This window comes from Nitrospira sp. (genome assembly GCA_024760525.1).
Lineage (GTDB): Bacteria > Nitrospirota > Nitrospiria > Nitrospirales > Nitrospiraceae > Nitrospira_D.
Window position 1 is genome coordinate 1,904,592 of record CP060499.1, and the last position, 17,243, is coordinate 1,921,834.

The 17,243-nt window shown below is 54.7% G+C and carries 18 protein-coding genes; 10 read left to right on the forward strand and 8 right to left on the reverse strand.

The window, feature by feature from the left end; translation table 11 throughout:
• Nucleotides 1-458 precede the first annotated feature (458 nt).
• On the forward strand, nt 459-965 hold the full coding sequence (locus H8K04_08860) for a hypothetical protein (GenBank protein ID UVT17622.1): 507 nt from the start codon (nt 459-461) through the stop codon (nt 963-965).
• A 614-nt stretch (nt 966-1,579) separates the two neighbouring features.
• Nucleotides 1,580-1,906, forward strand: coding sequence for a hypothetical protein (locus H8K04_08865; protein UVT17623.1), 327 nt, complete (start codon nt 1,580-1,582; stop codon nt 1,904-1,906).
• A gap of 51 nt (nt 1,907-1,957) precedes the next feature.
• On the opposite strand, the gene H8K04_08870 is transcribed toward H8K04_08865, so the two are convergent.
• From H8K04_08870 to H8K04_08900, 7 genes are all read right to left on the reverse strand, one after another.
• Complete coding sequence (locus tag H8K04_08870; protein UVT17624.1) at nt 1,958-2,149, reverse strand: hypothetical protein; 192 nt, start codon at nt 2,147-2,149, stop codon at nt 1,958-1,960.
• A gap of 178 nt (nt 2,150-2,327) precedes the next feature.
• Nucleotides 2,328-2,894 carry a hypothetical protein gene (locus H8K04_08875; GenBank protein ID UVT17625.1) on the reverse strand — a complete coding sequence of 189 codons (567 nt, stop codon included), beginning with the start codon at nt 2,892-2,894 and terminating at the stop codon, nt 2,328-2,330.
• A gap of 151 nt (nt 2,895-3,045) precedes the next feature.
• Nucleotides 3,046-3,339, reverse strand: coding sequence for a hypothetical protein (locus tag H8K04_08880; GenBank protein ID UVT17626.1), 294 nt, complete (start codon nt 3,337-3,339; stop codon nt 3,046-3,048).
• Between the two features lie 26 nt (nt 3,340-3,365).
• Nucleotides 3,366-3,881 (reverse strand): hypothetical protein, encoded by a 516-nt coding sequence (locus tag H8K04_08885; GenBank protein UVT17627.1) that lies wholly within the window; start codon nt 3,879-3,881, stop codon nt 3,366-3,368.
• Nucleotides 3,882-4,333: 452 nt separating this feature from the next.
• A complete protein-coding gene (locus tag H8K04_08890) occupies nt 4,334-4,507 on the reverse strand; it encodes a hypothetical protein (GenBank protein UVT17628.1) in 174 nt (57 codons plus the stop codon).
• Nucleotides 4,508-5,726: 1,219 nt separating this feature from the next.
• Nucleotides 5,727-6,083 (reverse strand): hypothetical protein, encoded by a 357-nt coding sequence (locus H8K04_08895; protein UVT17629.1) that lies wholly within the window; start codon nt 6,081-6,083, stop codon nt 5,727-5,729.
• Nucleotides 6,084-6,519: 436 nt separating this feature from the next.
• Nucleotides 6,520-7,818, reverse strand: coding sequence for an NAD(P)/FAD-dependent oxidoreductase (locus H8K04_08900; GenBank protein ID UVT17630.1), 1,299 nt, complete (start codon nt 7,816-7,818; stop codon nt 6,520-6,522).
• A gap of 249 nt (nt 7,819-8,067) precedes the next feature.
• On the opposite strand from H8K04_08900, the gene H8K04_08905 reads away from it, so the two are divergent.
• Nucleotides 8,068-8,844, forward strand: coding sequence for a hypothetical protein (locus H8K04_08905; protein UVT17631.1), 777 nt, complete (start codon nt 8,068-8,070; stop codon nt 8,842-8,844).
• A 44-nt stretch (nt 8,845-8,888) separates the two neighbouring features.
• Here H8K04_08905 and H8K04_08910 read toward each other — a convergent pair whose 3' ends face one another.
• Nucleotides 8,889-10,178 carry an NAD(P)/FAD-dependent oxidoreductase gene (locus H8K04_08910; protein ID UVT17632.1) on the reverse strand — a complete coding sequence of 430 codons (1,290 nt, stop codon included), beginning with the start codon at nt 10,176-10,178 and terminating at the stop codon, nt 8,889-8,891.
• 685 nt (nt 10,179-10,863) lie between these two features.
• On the opposite strand from H8K04_08910, the gene H8K04_08915 reads away from it, so the two are divergent.
• From H8K04_08915 to H8K04_08945, 7 genes are all read left to right on the forward strand, one after another.
• Nucleotides 10,864-12,816: a sigma 54-interacting transcriptional regulator gene (locus H8K04_08915; protein ID UVT17923.1), complete on the forward strand. Its 1,953-nt coding sequence runs from the start codon at nt 10,864-10,866 to the stop codon at nt 12,814-12,816.
• A 38-nt stretch (nt 12,817-12,854) separates the two neighbouring features.
• Nucleotides 12,855-14,201: a hypothetical protein gene (locus tag H8K04_08920; protein ID UVT17633.1), complete on the forward strand. Its 1,347-nt coding sequence runs from the start codon at nt 12,855-12,857 to the stop codon at nt 14,199-14,201.
• 240 nt (nt 14,202-14,441) lie between these two features.
• Nucleotides 14,442-14,771 (forward strand): hypothetical protein, encoded by a 330-nt coding sequence (locus H8K04_08925; GenBank protein UVT17634.1) that lies wholly within the window; start codon nt 14,442-14,444, stop codon nt 14,769-14,771.
• Nucleotides 14,772-14,815: 44 nt separating this feature from the next.
• A complete protein-coding gene (locus H8K04_08930; protein UVT17924.1) occupies nt 14,816-15,484 on the forward strand; it encodes a sigma-70 family RNA polymerase sigma factor in 669 nt (222 codons plus the stop codon).
• Nucleotides 15,485-15,596: 112 nt separating this feature from the next.
• Nucleotides 15,597-15,890, forward strand: coding sequence for a hypothetical protein (locus H8K04_08935; protein ID UVT17635.1), 294 nt, complete (start codon nt 15,597-15,599; stop codon nt 15,888-15,890).
• Nucleotides 15,887-16,162 carry a hypothetical protein gene (locus H8K04_08940; GenBank protein UVT17636.1) on the forward strand — a complete coding sequence of 92 codons (276 nt, stop codon included), beginning with the start codon at nt 15,887-15,889 and terminating at the stop codon, nt 16,160-16,162. Before H8K04_08935 ends, H8K04_08940 begins: the two co-directional genes overlap by 4 nt.
• A gap of 159 nt (nt 16,163-16,321) precedes the next feature.
• Entirely contained in the window at nt 16,322-17,236 is a 915-nt protein-coding gene (locus H8K04_08945) for a cytochrome b/b6 domain-containing protein (protein UVT17637.1), read from the forward strand.
• The last annotated feature ends 7 nt before the right edge of the window (nt 17,237-17,243 follow it).

The following is a 17,243-nucleotide window of genomic DNA, read 5'->3' on the forward strand; positions in this document are numbered from 1 at the left end:
CAGCAGAAGCGCCAGTATTGAAGAGGTGTTTCGAAGTTTCTCAGCGGGTTACGTCGCGATGCTCAGGGCGAGTTAGCAAACCGTTGCCTTCGACCACTCGGCCACCTCTCCCTGAGCTCCGCACGACCGATTCAGCTTGTCGCCGACTTATGCCTAAGCTGTGGCAGAACGATCCTGTCCGACGTGGTTTCATCTGTTCCTTCCATACCCTTTATCCGTCTGAATGAGCACACTGCCTATCCCACTTGACGACGCGGCCTCTTGCGCCTAACATTGACGCACGACGTTCCAGCCGCGCTGACTGGCGTGACCTGGAGCTTACCTACCCCTCCAGTCTCCGCCGCTCTAACGCCAGAGTTCATCTACGCCTCTCATCAGGAGGCACACTTTGTGTGGCCAATCGTAAATCCGATGGTCTCTTCCCTCTGCTGGAGCGAAGGGATGAAAGGAGGGGCATTATGCGTCCCACTCTTGTCAGCATCGTTGTGGCGGCGGGCCTTGTGTGGTGTGGAAGCCAAGCGTTTGCCCATGAGGGCGACCTCGCTAAGCATTCTGTGCACCAATACCGAACGGCCACGGTTGAGAAGGTCGAATCGGGTTTAGTGTTTTTGGGCCAGCCGACTGGCGTGGGGCAGCGTACGGTCAGCGTCCACAAAGCTGAGCGCATGGGGCTATTGAACCCAAAGAAAGGCGATGAAGTCATCATGATAATCGATGAGCACGACATGCTGATCGATCTGCATGCGAAAGGGGTTCAGCCCGCAGGACATCGCCTGATCACTGGCAGGCTGACTTATGCGGACCCCACGTGGGAGGTAATCGAGATCACCAATGCCGAAGGGAAGCACATGTTGGCGATGGATGAGGATGCGAGCAGCAAGGTGTTCACTATGATGGGCTACGAACTCGTAGTGGCGGAGTTGAACGAAGACAACTTGGTAATCGATATCCACCATCTCCGCTGAATGTATGGATGTTGTGTTCACGGTATTTGTTCATTGGAGGGAGGCATTGTTGCGGATCTGCCTTGGATCGACTCAACGCTAGGGTAGTGTCTGAGGCAGATCCTTCTGCTACGTTGGCGGATTTCTTAGGCGTCGCGAACGCGGGGGCACGTGTCCAGAAAATGACGGTACACATCAGAGGCGACGTTACCGTCAGTGTTCACGCGGGGTTTCGAGGTTTTTCGCGGGGTTCACGATGTGCCATTTCGGGATTTAGTAAACCGTTGCTTTCGGCCACCTCTCCGCGCCGTACTGGATATGATTAATCAATCACGTAGGAGATTTGCATTCTCTCGTGTTCAGTCGAGTCGACATTTGTCCAATTTTATGGGCCATCCGGTCAACTAGTTCCCGCTAGGGGAGGAGTGACGCAGTCCTCACCTCTCAGGTTCACCCTCTAGAGCTACGCCAGCGCATACACGCTCAGGTGGAGATTCCCAGGTGCTCGCGAAAGACGTAAGGCGATCCAATGCGCCATTGACACGTCATCTGCTAGCAGTTAGCATCATTTCACCACATTGCCGACGGCCGTATGGAAGGCCAGTCCGCCGATTCGGTGAGAAAGGCCAACTGGCATGATTCCTCTTCGTAAACAGATCAACGACTACTCCCGCTCGTGCGAGCACCTCATTGCTGCGGCCGCAGAGACCGATGCCATCCCGTTTACTCAAGACGAGATTGATTGGATCGTGTATTACACGACGGAGATGACCAGCCTTGTCGACCAGCTCGTGCATAAATCCAAAACCCAGGTTCAGCACGACCGGAAAACGATGCAAGAGTTCGCCGTCGCCTCCGAGGCGCTGTTCCTCACGAAAGGCCTTTCGGAAGGCGAGAAAGACAGCATCCGCAACTCGGTCTCCGATGTCACCACGCAGATTCTAGATGAACAGGAGCGGTAAAAACCGATGGGGAGAGACAGCGTTAGGTATGAGGTGGGTAACCGAGGGTTTTCAAGCTTTCTGCTTCCCACGCTTAGGATTGTCATAGACTAACTTTGCCCGTTCCTTCTCCGACCAGAGTCGCGCGCCATAGTCTTCTTGTAATTCCAGTTTGGCGTTCTTGTCGCCCTTTCTCGCCTTTCGAAACAGACCCTGGCGATGTTCCTCTTCTTCTTCTTGATTCCCAGACCACGGGTGAGCCATTTCGATTCCTTTCTTGAGGGTTACTCGTTCCGTGAGGGTACCGTGATGGAGAGGGGATTGATAACGAGTGTGATCCCCAGCTCAAAAAGCGGAGTGAAAAGCGTGGTGAATTAATCCAGGAAATGGCGGTAAACCGCGGTAATTAACGGTAAACGCCGGTGAGTATTATGAGGAAGGATCAACCCTTCGTTTCAAGATTCACTGTGAGAATGCATCCCGGCATCAGGGCTTCAACGATGTCTTGCTTCTCAGTTGGGAGCGCGACGGTTTCTACCTCAGGAGGCAACACGATATCCGGAAAGGGCAGGGCACAGCGAGAAAAGTTCAAGAATAATAGTTGTAACACTTCAGGTACGACGGGATTACTCGCCAACTCTTCGATGATCGTCAGCAGCATGCGACTTGGGAACACGATTTGGTCGCTCGCAGTCCGACTGAATTGAATCGGTGATGGTTTTCGTCGAAGCTCATCATCATACGGATCTGCCGGTAACGGTGAAACGAGTAGCAACGAGACCACCGGGCTCTGCGAAGGAAGCACGATGAATCGACCCAAGGCAACATCGCCATAGGCATTCAGATGGCCTTGGGACTGCAGGAGATTCATCACATCAACAGCAAATGCTTCCGCATTTTCCTGAGGTTCCACTAGGCCGTGTTCCACCAATATCTCAGCCATGTGTGCAAACATCGCCCCCATCGCAGCATGACTATAAGGCACCATTTTTCGACCTTTGCTTGCCATCGTCGGCTCCATCGACGCCGATCTATCAAGGACCAAAGAGGCTGTCAAGTGATCAATCCGTGTCGCCACGATTCGCGGTCGGTCAGAATGCGGCCCGTGGAGCGCGATTGGTGAAGATTGCCGTCGTCGATGACCAGGGTGGGCAAGAGGATCAGGTCGGCACGGTGTCTCTCACGCTGAGACCATCGATCTCATAAAACGTTTGCATTCCTGGGTTCTGAACGATCAGTGGAATCGCCTCGGTTTCCATAAACGTTCGGAGTCGATCCACGGGGAGCGCTTCCAGGGCGGGACGGGAGAATCCAAACTGGAACGAGTGCGCGCCATCGTTAAAGGTAAAGCGCTCTTGTTGAATGTTATGGGGAAGCACGTCATGGAACCGCTGGGCAAGGCACTCTCGAATGAGGTGAATCTTCAGCTGAAGATCGTCTCGAGCAGGGTTCATGGTGCCCTCCATTGGGGCATTCAAGATTAGTTGGCCGATGAATGTGGAACGTGTGAATCAATCTCACCTTGCGCGACTTCCAACGCGGCGGCTTCCGCCTCGTCCCGAGTCGAGAAACTGCCTATGGCACGGCCGGTTGCTCTCGATATCTTGGTCAGCCCGAGTTGGAGAATGGTGTACTCACAGATCCATGTTCCATCCTCTTGCTGGCCGGACCTCAGTTTGATGGCGCGACCGTTGTAGCTCGAGTCCGTTACGGTGCTCTCCCGCGGTTGGTACGTCTGTGAAACAGGGGCAGCTTCCGTTCCTGAGCGTGAATCGATGATGGTCTTTGCCGTCAACAGAGCGGCTACTCTGGCCTCGCTCGAGGAAGGAAAACTGCCGTCTGTATAACCCCTCGTGGACCGTGATTCGCTGATGACAAGCTCAATGATGACATATTCACAGACCCATGTCCCATCATCCTGTCGATGAGGAGTCAACACAATCTGCCGGCTTTTATAGGTGTCCCTTGTTGGACGAGAGCTGAGATCCTCCTCCATAGCACCTCCCAATTATGCGGATCTTCAGCGTGATCCGCGTCTAAACGCGACCAAGGCATCTCGGTGCCTTCGGTACATGTGATAATCAATCGTTTACTCCCATTCTTGAGCTGGCGATTTCCCTAGTACATTCAGCGTGGTAGGCCCAAGACATTGGCTCAAATTTTATGGGAGGGGGAAAGCACGCATGCTCATGCAGGTGGGCATGACACAATAGAAGGATAGGCGGGGAGTCGTGTGAAGCTGGGGCTTAGTCGATATCGGTGAGAAGGTGAGTCCGTGCCAGGCGCAGGCCGCGCGGAAGAAGCGTCATGCGCCGGTTCACGGTGACAATAGAATGGCTATTCCTCGCGACTCCCTTGTCACCGTTTTGCATGCCCAGATCAGCCATACGGCAGCCGGCCGCGTTGCGCGCTGGGCCGAAGCGCCTCAAGCTCCGGGTGAGGAGCTTCTTAGCGCGCGGCAACAGTCTGGGCGTCTCGGATCGACAGACTCTTGCGGCGATTATTCGAAATGGTGCGGTCGATAATGGCGCCGCAATTGATGCATTTCCATGCATAGAAGACGAGAAAAAAATCCGAGAATCGCTCCAACATCATCATCCCGTTGCACTTCGGACATTCCATTGAGTCCTCCTAGGTTGGTTGCGTTCACAGCTGATGAATGGTGTAAGCAAGAGCCGCACCAGATTGTGCGATGTCGATAGTGCAAGTATTTACACTATACGTAGTATAGCCTGGGTGAAACATGTTCAGAAACTTGACGGTATAGGAGGGAGAATCCGTCAATGTTTTGTCGGCGCGCGCGGAATGCGCCGGTGCCATTGGTGCAGTTCACCGGTAGATGGATATAGGCAAGCCGAGCCGATGAATTGATCGAGGCGCGGATCGGACTGAAACCTCTTAGGGCGAAGGAAGAATGTCCGTGGGTGCAGCCTTCCGGAACTTGGGAATGCTGAAAGTAGGTAGATGCAGTCTGAATGATCGGTGCTCTTTCATGAGTCGAATCATTAATGCCAGGAGCTTTCGGATGCTCGATGGCTCAACAGAGGTGGCAGGGTTTTTGTGGGAACTGTCGGTTATGTCTTCGACCATAGAGAGAGGGATCGTATAACGCAGTTCAACGTGGCCTGGTCGTACGACGCCGCTGAGCGTCAGCATGTGCAGAGCTTTGCGTTTCTGTCTGGTTCGTTCTATGTGAGTTTGCAGGTGACGAAACGACATATGATGACCCTCGTTAGGATTGTTGGGGTACCCGCGCACCGACTGCCGCAACTCAGATCCACAGGATGTTCTTGAAGTCCGAATCTAAACTTTTCGGATGGCCACATTGACGGCAACGAATGAACAAGGTTGAGTTATTGGATGGACCCGACGCTCGAAGAACAAGTTGATAGGTCTTTCCTCCACAGAAGGGGCACGCCTTTCCCTGAATGTCCTGTCGGATAGGTCTTGTCGTGCCAGGTTGTTTTTCCATTGTCGGCCCTCCTGTTCTGCAGGTGCGTTGCAATCAATTTGGCGTCAGAATATGCCTCGTAAGCTCCCTCGAAAATACCGTGGATGTAGGATGATACGAGCCAAAGAGGGAGAATCGATTCCAGGTACTTGTCATGGTGCAGGTATAGGGGCTCAGGAAAATCGACGGGGAGAATGGATGGAGATTAAGGAAAACGAGATTATGGGTGAAGGTAGGCTTCCTCTGGAGGGAGAGAAAGCCTTTTGCTGCCCATGGGTGGGCACTCCATACGCAACGACCTTCACCCAAGTAATAGTTCATCAAACGTTTGCGTCGACAACAAGGTGGTAATTTCCCTAGGTGACCACGACCTAAGTTAGACATCGACGTTCATGCGCGAATCAGGATTTGCTCGATCATCTTGAATGAAGATGATGAGGAGTGCCCTTCAGATGCTACGAACTGCCTGAGCCTCGCCTTGTCCTTGGGTGAGACTGCAAGAATGTCGACTTTGACCCAGTGATTCTTGATCCACTGAACTTCCGCCAGGTCGATATAGATGTGTGAACTTTCATCGGGGAACCAGAGGCGAAGTTTGACGTAATCACCCGGACGAATGTTTTCAGGGTTCGAGATGGTTGGAGGAGAAGACGACAGTTCGTAGATGCATCCATCCGCTCTCAAATCCTCCGATCCCTTTGAAAGGATACAGTCGATCTCGATTCTGGAGAGTAGTCCTGGAGACATGTTCTTTCCTCTTTAGGGAATGCTGACTGTGATCGCACGGTAATATAGAGTGGCAGTTCGAGCTACCACCCTGGTAGGTAGCAAGACCCAACTAAAGAGGAGGACTCGATTGTTGATGATCGGCATTCAAGAGCAGAGCTCAACAAAATAGCTATTAAACTGGTGCCCCCAGATTGTATAGTTAAACTAAAGAATTATGTATATGGCATAAATAATCTAACCATAAGTTTTTAATAGATATGATAAGCCTGACACAAAAACTGGGAAGGTTCAATCAGCAATAGGCGAATCGGAGATGAATGCCGTGAGCTTTCTCGGGTTATACCTGATGACTGCCACCGAATATCTATATCAAGATGGTTTGTCGGAGACTGGAGGGAGAATCAAACACGAAAGAAGTGGCTGTATGCGGTGGGGCGTCCCCGCGTGATTGTCGTCATGCGGCTTTGGCCCTTGGACGTGCCTCCTCTGTCCGCGTTGATATATCTTGAGGTTCTTCCTGCCGCCCAAAAAGCAGCTTTGCGCCTGGTTTGAAGGTGAGATAGTACCAGGTCCATTCAGACATCACTCGTACTCTGTTCCTGAATCCAATAAGGAAGAAAATGTGGACCACGCACCAGAGTGTCCAGGCTACGAGTCCTGATGCACGGACCGGCCCGATCTGGGCGACGGCTTGGGCTCGGCCGATCGTGGCCAACATACCGCGGTCTACATAAGCAAAAGGCGAACGTTGGTCGGGCTGAACCTCCTCATTGATTAATCCAGAGACATACTGCCCCTCACTCATGGCGACTGGAGCAATTCCCGGTAAAGGTTTCCCGTCGCGGCCAACGCAATGGGCGGCGTCACCGATGACGAAGATCCAGGGATCATCCGGGATCGTCAAATCCGCTCGGACCTTGACTCGACCGCATGAATCTTGAGGGACTCCCAGGGTGTTCAGAAGAGGTGATGCTTTATTTCCCGCTGCCCAGATGACATTGGCGGAGGGGACCCATTCGGTGCCGACCATCACCCCGTCGGAGCAGACTGCGCTCACCGGGTTGTTCAGCATGACTGTCACACCCATCTGTTCGAGCACACCAAGGGCTTTTGCCGACAGCTTGGCATCGAATCCCGGCAGAATGCGCGGGCCGGCTTCTACCAGGATGATCGAGAGATCCTCAAGGCGTAAGTGAGGATAATCCGGACCCATCGCTTTTCTCCCGATCTCAATGAGCGAGCCGGCCAACTCGACTCCTGTCGGCCCTCCTCCAACGATGACGAATGTGAGGCGATTCTGTGCCCCGGTCTCGGCCCGTTGCCGTTCCGCCTCTTCAAATGCGAGTAACATCCGCTCGCGCAAATGGACGGCATCAGCCATGGTCTTGAGTCCAGGAGCCAACGCTTCCCATTCATCGTGCCCGAAATAGGCGTGACGCGATCCAGGAGCGACGATCAACGCGTCAAAGGCAATCGGCGCGCTTTCCCGGAGACGGACCGTTCGAGCCGTTCGATCGATAGCCACCACATTGTCCATGACCACGCGGACGTTGGGCAGTGAACGAAAGAGTGTGCGCAACGGCCAGGCGATGTCGCTTGGAGACAGGGCGGCGGTGGCCACTTGATAGAGCAGCGGTTGAAAGACGTGGTGATTCGTTCGGTCGATCAGGACGACGTCGACGTCGCGTAGGAACCGTGCGGCCGTCATGCCGCCAAACCCGCCCCCGATGATGACGACGCGCTTTCGAGTCATCGGATGAAATAGCACGGCAGGCTCAATCAAGGATCAACCATCCCGGATTAGGATGTAAATCACGCTACGTGCCAAACAGAAATGTATCAAATGCTTCCTCGAAATCCGCTGATTCACCTTCTCTTTAAGAATCGGTCGGTCTTGTTTTTTCTTGAGTCCATGAAGCGCCGCACAGCCGGCGTCCTAGCGGTGAGGATCGGCGCTGCTACACTTACTATATGAGGTCGGGGCTCTCACCGGAGTCGCCTCATGCGAATAAGAGTGAAGGAGCAAGAATTCATGGACGCCAAGGACAGTCGTGCGATCGGGATGATCGTTGCCGGTAGTCTAATAACAGCATATTTCATGATGGTGGCCTGTTCAGGCAGCTACTACACGGCGAGCCTGAAGGGCGGGAAGAAGGTCTATCGCGTTGACGACCATGGGGCCAAGACGCTCGTGTATGAGATCGACCAGAATGGGAAAGCCACTATTCACGACGCGGACGATCCGGTGGCAAAACGGCGGGCAGCAGGGCAAGACATGGAGGAACAACTCAGCCTGAGAAGGACTGAACAGTTGGCGCAACTGAATCGTGCTCCGAGACGGCAACCGAACGATCCCATTTATGTGAATCTCGTTCCGGCGGTGTTGGATGGACACATGCAGAAGGCCGAGCGAACAAAAGGTGTGGTGGAGCAGCAGATACGAAGCGAACTCGCCGCCGATCCTATCATCAAGCTTCTCGAAGATAATCGGAATAGATCAGGTCTGTTGAAACCGCATATGTTGTCCGGCGCAGACGTCGAGGTGACTCCAAAAGTCTCGCTAAAGGAGGCCTACGGGATCGATCGGAAGACGGGAAAGCCGGGCAAGACGCTGGCGGTGGTGTTTGAGGCGACAATCACCTCGGAAGCCTTTCCGGCCACATACAACGTATCCGAGTCCGGTCACGTCCTACGGAACCTGGAAATTTCCAAGCGCTTCGCAAAACAGGTGAAGCAAGTCATCCTAGAAAAGATCGGTCCTAACATCCCGGCCCATTGAACAGACGGGTCTCTTGGGCATCGTGAATCAGGAGTCCAGGCGTCTCAATCGGCTGAGCGATTGGAATGGTCTTTCTGGGGTGGGATATGGGAAGCCTTAGGCCGGTCAAACAGCAACCTCGCCCCTGGTTTGAAGGTCAGGTAATACCAGACCCATTCCAACATCACCCGTATTCGATTCCGAAAGCCAATTAGGAAAAAAATGTGGACGATGCACCACAGTAACCAGGCAAGGAGCCCTGAGGCACGGATAGGACCGATTTGCGCGACGGCTTGTGCGCGCCCGATTGTGGCCAGCATGCCACGGTCTGCATAGATAAAGGGTGGCCGTTGCTCCAGAGCGACGTCCCGATCGATGAGGTCGGCAACATAGCTCCCCTGTTGCATGGCGACGGGTGCCAGACCCGGCAATGGTTTCCCATCAGCACCCACACAATGTGCGGCATCACCGATGACGAAGATCCAGGGATCTTCGGAGATCGTCAGATCCGGCCTGACCTTGACCCGACCGGGAGCGTCCTGAGGGACTGCGAGCGTCTGTAGAAGAGGCGAAGCCCGATTGCCTGCCGCCCAGATAATGTTCGTCGAAGGTACCCATTCGTTGTTGATTGTCACGCCTTCGGCACGAATCGCGCTCACAGGGCTGTTCAGCTTGATCGTCACTCCCATACGTTCGAGCGCCTTTGCGGCTTTTGCCGAGAGTGCGGCGTCGAAGCCGGGAAGAATGCGGGAGCCGCCTTCCACCAGCATGACCGAAAGGTCATCGAGCCGCAAGGTCGGAAAGTCGGGCCCCATGGATTTTCGCCCGATCTCGGCCAGCGCCCCGGCCAACTCCACTCCTGTCGGACCTCCTCCGATGATCACGAAGGTTATTCGATCCTGCTTGTCCGTTGCCGCTCTTCGTCGTTCAGCCTCCTCAAACGCAAGCAACATCTTCTCACGCAGCTGGACGGCATCGGTCATTGTCTTGAGTCCAGGCGCAAAGGCCTCCCACTCATCGTGCCCAAAGTAGGCATGTCGTGACCCAGGAGCGACGACGAGGACGTCAAACGCGATCGGCGGGCTTTCCCGCAGGTAAACCAGCCGAGCCGCTCGATCGATCGACAGCACTTCGTCCATCACCACACGGACGTTCGGCTGGGACCGAAAGACCGTCCGCAACGGCCACGCGATATCGCCGGGAGATAATGCGGCGGTGGCGACTTGGTAGAGCAGCGGTTGGAATAGGTGGTGATTCGTGCGGTCAATAAGTATCACATCGGCATGACGCATGGAGCGGGCCGCCGTCAGACCTCCAAAACCGCCTCCAATGATGACGACTTGCTTGCGAGCCATAAGATGGGATGAGAAAGCAGGCTACGTGTCTAAGAGGACGGTGTCAACGGCCGAGGAACGACCTTCCCCCGACGGAGATGCCATTGCGTGTCTATTGCATCAGCTCCTGGACTCGGGTGGCCCTCATCCTTAAAGCACTCGCTTAGCAGGGACGCATTCGCTCACGTTGCCACATTTTCCCTCCCGGTGATACACTTTGAGCCCGTGATTCTTCTATTCGCCATCCTGCCGCCGGATGAGTACGATGTCACCCTCCGAACCTGAACCTGTTCCACTCACCCCCGCCGATGAGACGGCGGGAACCGGGGCGCTCATCCGTAGAATCCTTGAAGGGGTCGGAGCGAGTGTCGGCGAGCACTTCTTTCCATCGCTCGTGCAGCAACTGGCGATCGCGCTCGAGGCCGACTATGCCTACATTTCTGAACTGGCCGAGGACGGGACCACGTTTCGATCGAAGGCAGGGTGGGGGAATGGTCGAGTATTGCCGCCTTTTGAAGTTCCGGCCAATGGTCCCTGTGAAACCGTGCTCACCAAGAAATGTGTGCATCATCCCGATGCCCTCCGCAGCCTCTATCCTCAGGTGCGGTTGATCCAGGATATCGGTGTCGATAGTTATTGCGGTGTTCCGGTTGTCGATTCATTGAACCGCGTCGTGGGCCATCTGGCCATCATGAACTCGAAGCCGATGCCGGATCACGTGCGCGCCACTTCGATCCTGGCCATCTTCGCTGTTCGCGCCGCGGCGGAATTTGAACGGTTGCGTTATGAACAGACCTTGAGGAAGAGTGATCTCACGCTTCGCAAGATTGACGAAGGAACCGCGGCAGCTACCGGAGCCGACTTTTTCCCGTCGCTGGTGAAAAATCTGGCCGAAGCGCTGCAGATGAAATACGCCTTCGTATCAAAGTTCGTTGAGGGGACCCGCACGCGCGTCAGAACCTTGGCGTTCTGGAAAGGGGACGGGTTTCTCGATAATTTCGAGTACGACCTGCCCCACACGCCTTGTGAACGGGTGCTGGCCGGTGAGGTCTGTTTGTTTCCCGAGAAGGTTCAAGACCTGTTTCCGGAACACCGGGAAGACTTGGCGAAACTGGGCGTGGAGAGCTACCTGGCGATACCTGTCGTAGATCGCGCAGGGGGAGTGATGGGACATCTGGCGGTGATGGACACCAATCCGATGCGTGACGATCCACGGGTCCTCTCGGTCTTCAAGATTTTCGGCGTTCGGGCCGGCGCCGAACTCGAGCGAGAGCGAATGGCGGCCCAACTGAAAGACAATGAGGAACGACTGCGCGATCTCTTCGACGAGGCGCCCATTGCCTATGTCAACGAAGGCTTGGATTCTAAGTTCATTCGCGCGAACAAAACGGCCTTGAGAACGCTGGGGATCACACCGGATCAGGTTGAAGGTACCTACGGCTCGACCTTCATCCCTGACACACCGGATGCGCAGCGCCGTTTGAAAGATGCCTTCGAATCCATTGGAAAGGGCATCGACACGAGCGGTGTCGTGCTCGAACTGCGCCGGAAGGATAACGGTCGGCCTCTGTGGATCAGATGGTGGTCGAGGCCGGACCCTACCGGCACCTATACTCGCACCATGTTCATCGATATCACCGAACAAGTTCTGATGGAACAGGAGAAAGCGCGGCTCGAGGCGGCCAATGTGTACTTGCAAGAAGAGATCAAGGGGAGCCATAACTTCGAAGAGTTGATCGGCTCATCGACTTCACTGAAGAAAGTCCTCAAAGGCGCCGAGCGGGTTGCGCCGACTGATTCCACCGTGCTGATCACCGGCGAAACCGGCACCGGCAAGGAACTGATCGCCCGGGCCATCCATAACTTGAGCCCGCGGAAGGACCGGCCTTTAGTCAAGGTCAATTGTGCGGCTATCCCCGGTGGATTGATTGAAAGCGAGCTGTTCGGTCATGAGAAAGGAGCCTTTACCGGAGCGTTGACCAGGAAGATGGGCCGTTTCGAAGTGGCCGATAGGGGAACGATCTTTCTCGATGAAATCGGTGAACTCCCGCTCGACCTGCAACCCAAGTTGTTGCGTGTCTTGCAGGAGGGTGAGTTCGAGCGAGTCGGGGGAACACAGACCTTTAAAGTAAACGTGCGTGTGATCGCCGCCACGAATCGAAACCTTGAGCAACTCTCGAAATCGGGTCATTACCGGCTCGACCTCTACTATCGCCTGAACGTGTTCCCGATTCATATCCCCTCCTTGCACGAGCGAGAGGGAGATATTCCGTTGCTGGCCCAGTATTTTGTGCGAAAACATGCGAGCCGCCTCGGAAAGAAAATTACCCATATCCCGGAGCGAATGATGACGGCATTGCAACGCTACCGGTGGCCGGGAAACATCCGCGAACTGGAGCATGTCATCGAGCGAGCGGTCATTCTGAGCGAAGGCTCGGAACTGGAACCGATCGACTGGCTTTCACCTGTGGGTGGAAAGGCATCCGGCAACGGGCAAGCACTCACGCTCGAAGAAATCGAACGACAGCATATCGTCGAGATTCTGGAACAAACCGGTTGGCGCGTGAGCGGCCTTAAGGGCGCGGCGGCAATTCTTGGATTGAAACCCACTACGCTCGAAGCCCGCATGAAGAAGTTGGGGATCAACCGTCCTGCATGAACAAGCGGCCACTGCTTATTGCTAAGATGAACGTCCATATGCCGATTCCATTCGTGGCCCATGTCGCACTTTCCCTCGGTGTGCTTGCAGTGCTGCCGCCGTTCAGCATTCCGACGACCGCTGTCGCGCAGGTCCAGTGTTGGACCCCGCGTCAGGACGAAGGACCGGTCACCGACAAACGATGGGCGCGGTACTTCAAAGCCATGAGCGCCGCCGAAGCGATTGTGAAACAATCACGCGAACTCATGGATTCACCGGTCCCGGTTCGCATGCGGACCACGATGGCGGCCAGTGCGCATAACCCATGGAACTCGCGCTTGTTCGTGCGTGCCTACCCGGAGCAGACGTCGGTGGGTATCAAAATCTGGGAGGGGGACTGCAGGGTCAACCCTCAGGCGGACCGAGTGGATGGATCGATCGGGAGAGTCAGTGTCTATTTCAACTATCTGTCCAAGGAGATGTTCATGGGGCGCGATGACATCCCGAAACGGACCGGTACCGTGGCCGGTTATCCCGACTATGGCGGATGGGTGATAATTTCCAAGAATGAGCGGCTCCCATGGATCCCTCAAACACTCGGGGATCGGCTTGATCGCCTTGGCGCCTCGCGCGAAAAGGCCATGGCTGACTGGCATAGGGGTAAGGCTGCACGCAAAGCACCCGATCGAGCGATGGCTGAACGCACTGCGGCACTGCTGAGAAGGAACGATCCAGCCGGCGCCGATAACTACATGGAGAACATAAAGCGGCTTACTGCAGATGTCCAAGCAGCGCAGGCCAGAGATGCGCTGCGGGATGCATACCTCTCAAAATTGCTCGGTGAATACCGAACCTACCGGGCATCGTTCACCGCCGAGCAACTTGCCAAGCCGGCAGTGTGGGCTGATCCGGAGGACTCTGCCCGCAAGGCGGTTGAAACCCAAATTGCCGCGATACAGGAGCTGAACACGGACGACCGGCGAAGAGTGGACGAGGTAATGGCTCAAAGTTTGGCGCTGGAACGAGAGGCGGTGGCAGCAGAGAATGCCGGCAATCGGGCGGAGGCGCAACAGCTGCGTGCTCAAGCCGGCAGCTTGTCGATCGAAGCTGAACGGGATCTCAACGACCACATAGAGCGTGCGGCCCTGCAGGCAGAGGAATTACGAGACGCCTTCGAATTGAAGAGCCTGAAACCTGGCACCACCGATCAGGCACTCGCCTACAAGATGGACCCGGCCTTCCCGGATCGGAGTAAACCAGGGAAGATACAGGTCATCGCCGTCTTCGTCCCCACACTTACCGAAGAAGAGGTGTACAACCGGCCTGAATTGGTCCAGCGCAAAGCTTGGTTGGACCAGGTCAAATTCTCAATCGACTACGCGTCGCTCGCAGCGCTCTTGGACTGATGGACTCCGAGAAAAGCAAAGCGGCGAGTTCGGTATGGCGCGCTACTTCAACCCTGGCTGCAACTCGATAATCTAAGTCACTTTCTTCTCTCTAGACCCACCGTAGGTTTCCCATTATGCCGTGACGGTCCCAAAATTTTGGGAATGCCCATTCCTGTGATATTCGATTCTCCGCAAAGTCAAAACCTGAAATCATAATTTATTCAGTAACTTAGAACGACTTCAGGCTGTATCGGCCGCATGGCATTGCGGTTGCTCAATAGCCGGCATCAGGCCGAAACTGAAGGAGACCGGAAGACGATGCTGAAGATCACAAGAATTCAGGAGAACGGGCGAGACGTGCTTCTCAAGCTGGAAGGAAAAATCACGGAGCAATGGGCGGCGCTGCTTGAGGGTGAATGCCGTTCGTATCTTCGAAAGAAGAAGGCGGTGCGTTTGGATTGTTCGAATGTCGACTACATCGATGCAAATGGAATCGAGGTCATCAACAACCTATCGAGGACAAACGTGACCCTCATGGGCGCCCCGTCGTTCGTCACGGAGTTGCTTCACATTGGAGGCCGATCATGAATACAGCCACGGGAACCCTGAGCGCATCGATCGAACATCACACGATGCCTGACCGCGTGAGGCCGGGCGTTGCTGCACCCGGAGATGAAGATAACCTGATCATACGGCTGCGAAAAGGTGATGAAGGGGCGTTCGATGAACTGGTCGATAGGCATCATAGCGCGCTCATTCGAATGGCCATGGGCTATGTGACGGATCGCGAAGTAGCGGAGGAAGTCGTTCAAGATACCTGGATGGCCGTCATCAAAGGGTTGAATCGATTTGAAGGGCGCTCATCCCTACGGACCTGGATTTTCGGGATCGTCATTCATAAGGCCAAGGATCGGGGAGTGCGCGAGAAGCGGCACGTCACATTTTCTTCCTTTGAGTCGCCCGACGATACAAGCGAGGAAAGTATCGATCCATCTCGCTTCCAGCAATCCGGCGAACGGACCGGCCACTGGGCTTTTCCCCCTCAGCCTTGGGACGAGCAAACGCCTGAAAAGTTGTTGGCCGACCAACAGGCCGTGACTGCGATGAACAAGGCCATTGAAGCATTGCCCTCGACACTCAAAACAGTCTTGATCCTGCGCGACGTTGAGGGAGTAGAGGCCAAGGAAATCTGCAAAGTCCTCAATATCACGGAAACAAATCTCTATGTCCGGCTGCATCGCGCAAGGGAGCGAGTGAGAGCGGCGGTCGAACAAGCATTAGCCGATAACATGTCGGTCTGAGGCTACGCCAAGGGCAAGTAAGAAATTCTATCTCCCTAGCGTTTAGTTTGTGTGTAAGAAAGTTGAGGGACGGGAGACTCACGGATGAGTAGTCCACAACCAGAGGCTTCGCATGGAACACCATCCGTCTCAAGGGATCGACAACGGAATGACATGTCGCGAACTGACGGGTCGTACGTCGGATTACCTGGAAGACCGTCTTTCGGCCTGCATGAAGGTGGACATCGGTCTTCATCTTGCGTCATGCGTCGGTTGTCGGGCCTATGTGAGACAGATCTCCCTCATAAGGGATGCGGTAGCCCTCATGCCAAAAGAGTTCCCATCACCGATCAACCGGCTTCGACTGCGACAACGGTTTGCCGGAGACCGTTCAACCATCACTTACCAACGAGGAGGCGTTCAATGAAGAAGATTCTATTATCAATTGCTGTAGTGGGGTGTCTTATGGGGGTTGGCACCATTTCCTATGCCGATGAAATGGGCAAGATGAAAGATGAGACGAAGAGTGAGATGAAGGCTGACATGAAAAGTGACATGAAAGCGAAGCATGACGAGATGAAAGCCCAAAAAGATGAGATAAAAACCGACATGCAGATGAAAAAGAATGAGATGAGCGGTGAAATGAAGGAGAAAAAAGACGAGATGAAGGGTGGAATGAAAGGCGCGATGGGTTATTAGGAGAAATAAACCCAAGCCGTCCTCTCTCCAACGGCCTGTGCTCGGATCTCTCGACTGCAGGCCGTTTCATTCTTCGAAGATACCTCATCCAGTACCTTGTAAGAAATAGACAGCATCTCCGACGAAGGGCTATGTGAATGCCTTTCAAGGAGAGGTAGAATGAAGCTGGTATTTACTCACCCTGAGTGGAGAGGGGAACACGTGCCGATTTCAGAACCTACGGTATCGGTACCGCCTCTGTTGAACGATCAAACCGCTCCAACCGTGTTTTCCCGTGAACAGGTGTACCGCCATCGATTGCCGGTGCGGATCAGCCATTGGCTGAATGTCCCTATTCTGATCGTTCTGATCATGAGCGGGCTGCAGATCTTCAACGCCCATCCTGCACTGTATTGGGGTGATCGCTCAGATCGTGATCAGCCGTTGCTGTCGATTCGGTCCATTGTGGACGAGCAGGGGAAAATGAAAGGGGTCACAACCATTGTCGGCCATCAGTTCGATACGACCGGTGTGCTGGGCTATTCCGATGGAATGCGCCGAGCGTTCCCGGCCTGGGCAACCGTTCCAAGCGCCAGGTGGCTCGCCATGGGGCGGCAATGGCACCTGTTCTTGGCGTGGCTCTTTGTGATCAACGGCATGATCTTTACGGCCTATGCATTGGCGAGCCGACATGTCACCCGTGATCTGGCGCCAACGCGTCAAGATCTGCGCGGTATCGGGAAGTCCATCAAAGATCACCTGATCTTGCAACATCCTGTAGGCGAAGCAGCCAAGCGGTACAACGTCCTTCAAAAGCTGACCTATGCAGGTATCTTGTTCATTCTGGCCCCATTGATCGTGCTGACCGGCTTGGCCATGTCGCCGATGATCGATGCGGCGTTCCCCTGGCTGTTGACTATTCTAGGAGGTCGCCAGGGGGCGAGGACCCTGCACTTTTTTGCATGTTTTTCATTCGTCGGATTCATCATGATTCACGTCCTGCAGGTGGTCCTCACCGGATTCTTCAACAACCTCCGCTCGATGGTCACCGGATGGTTCATTGTCAAACATGAAGGAGCGGGCCATGAAGTATGAACGCGCG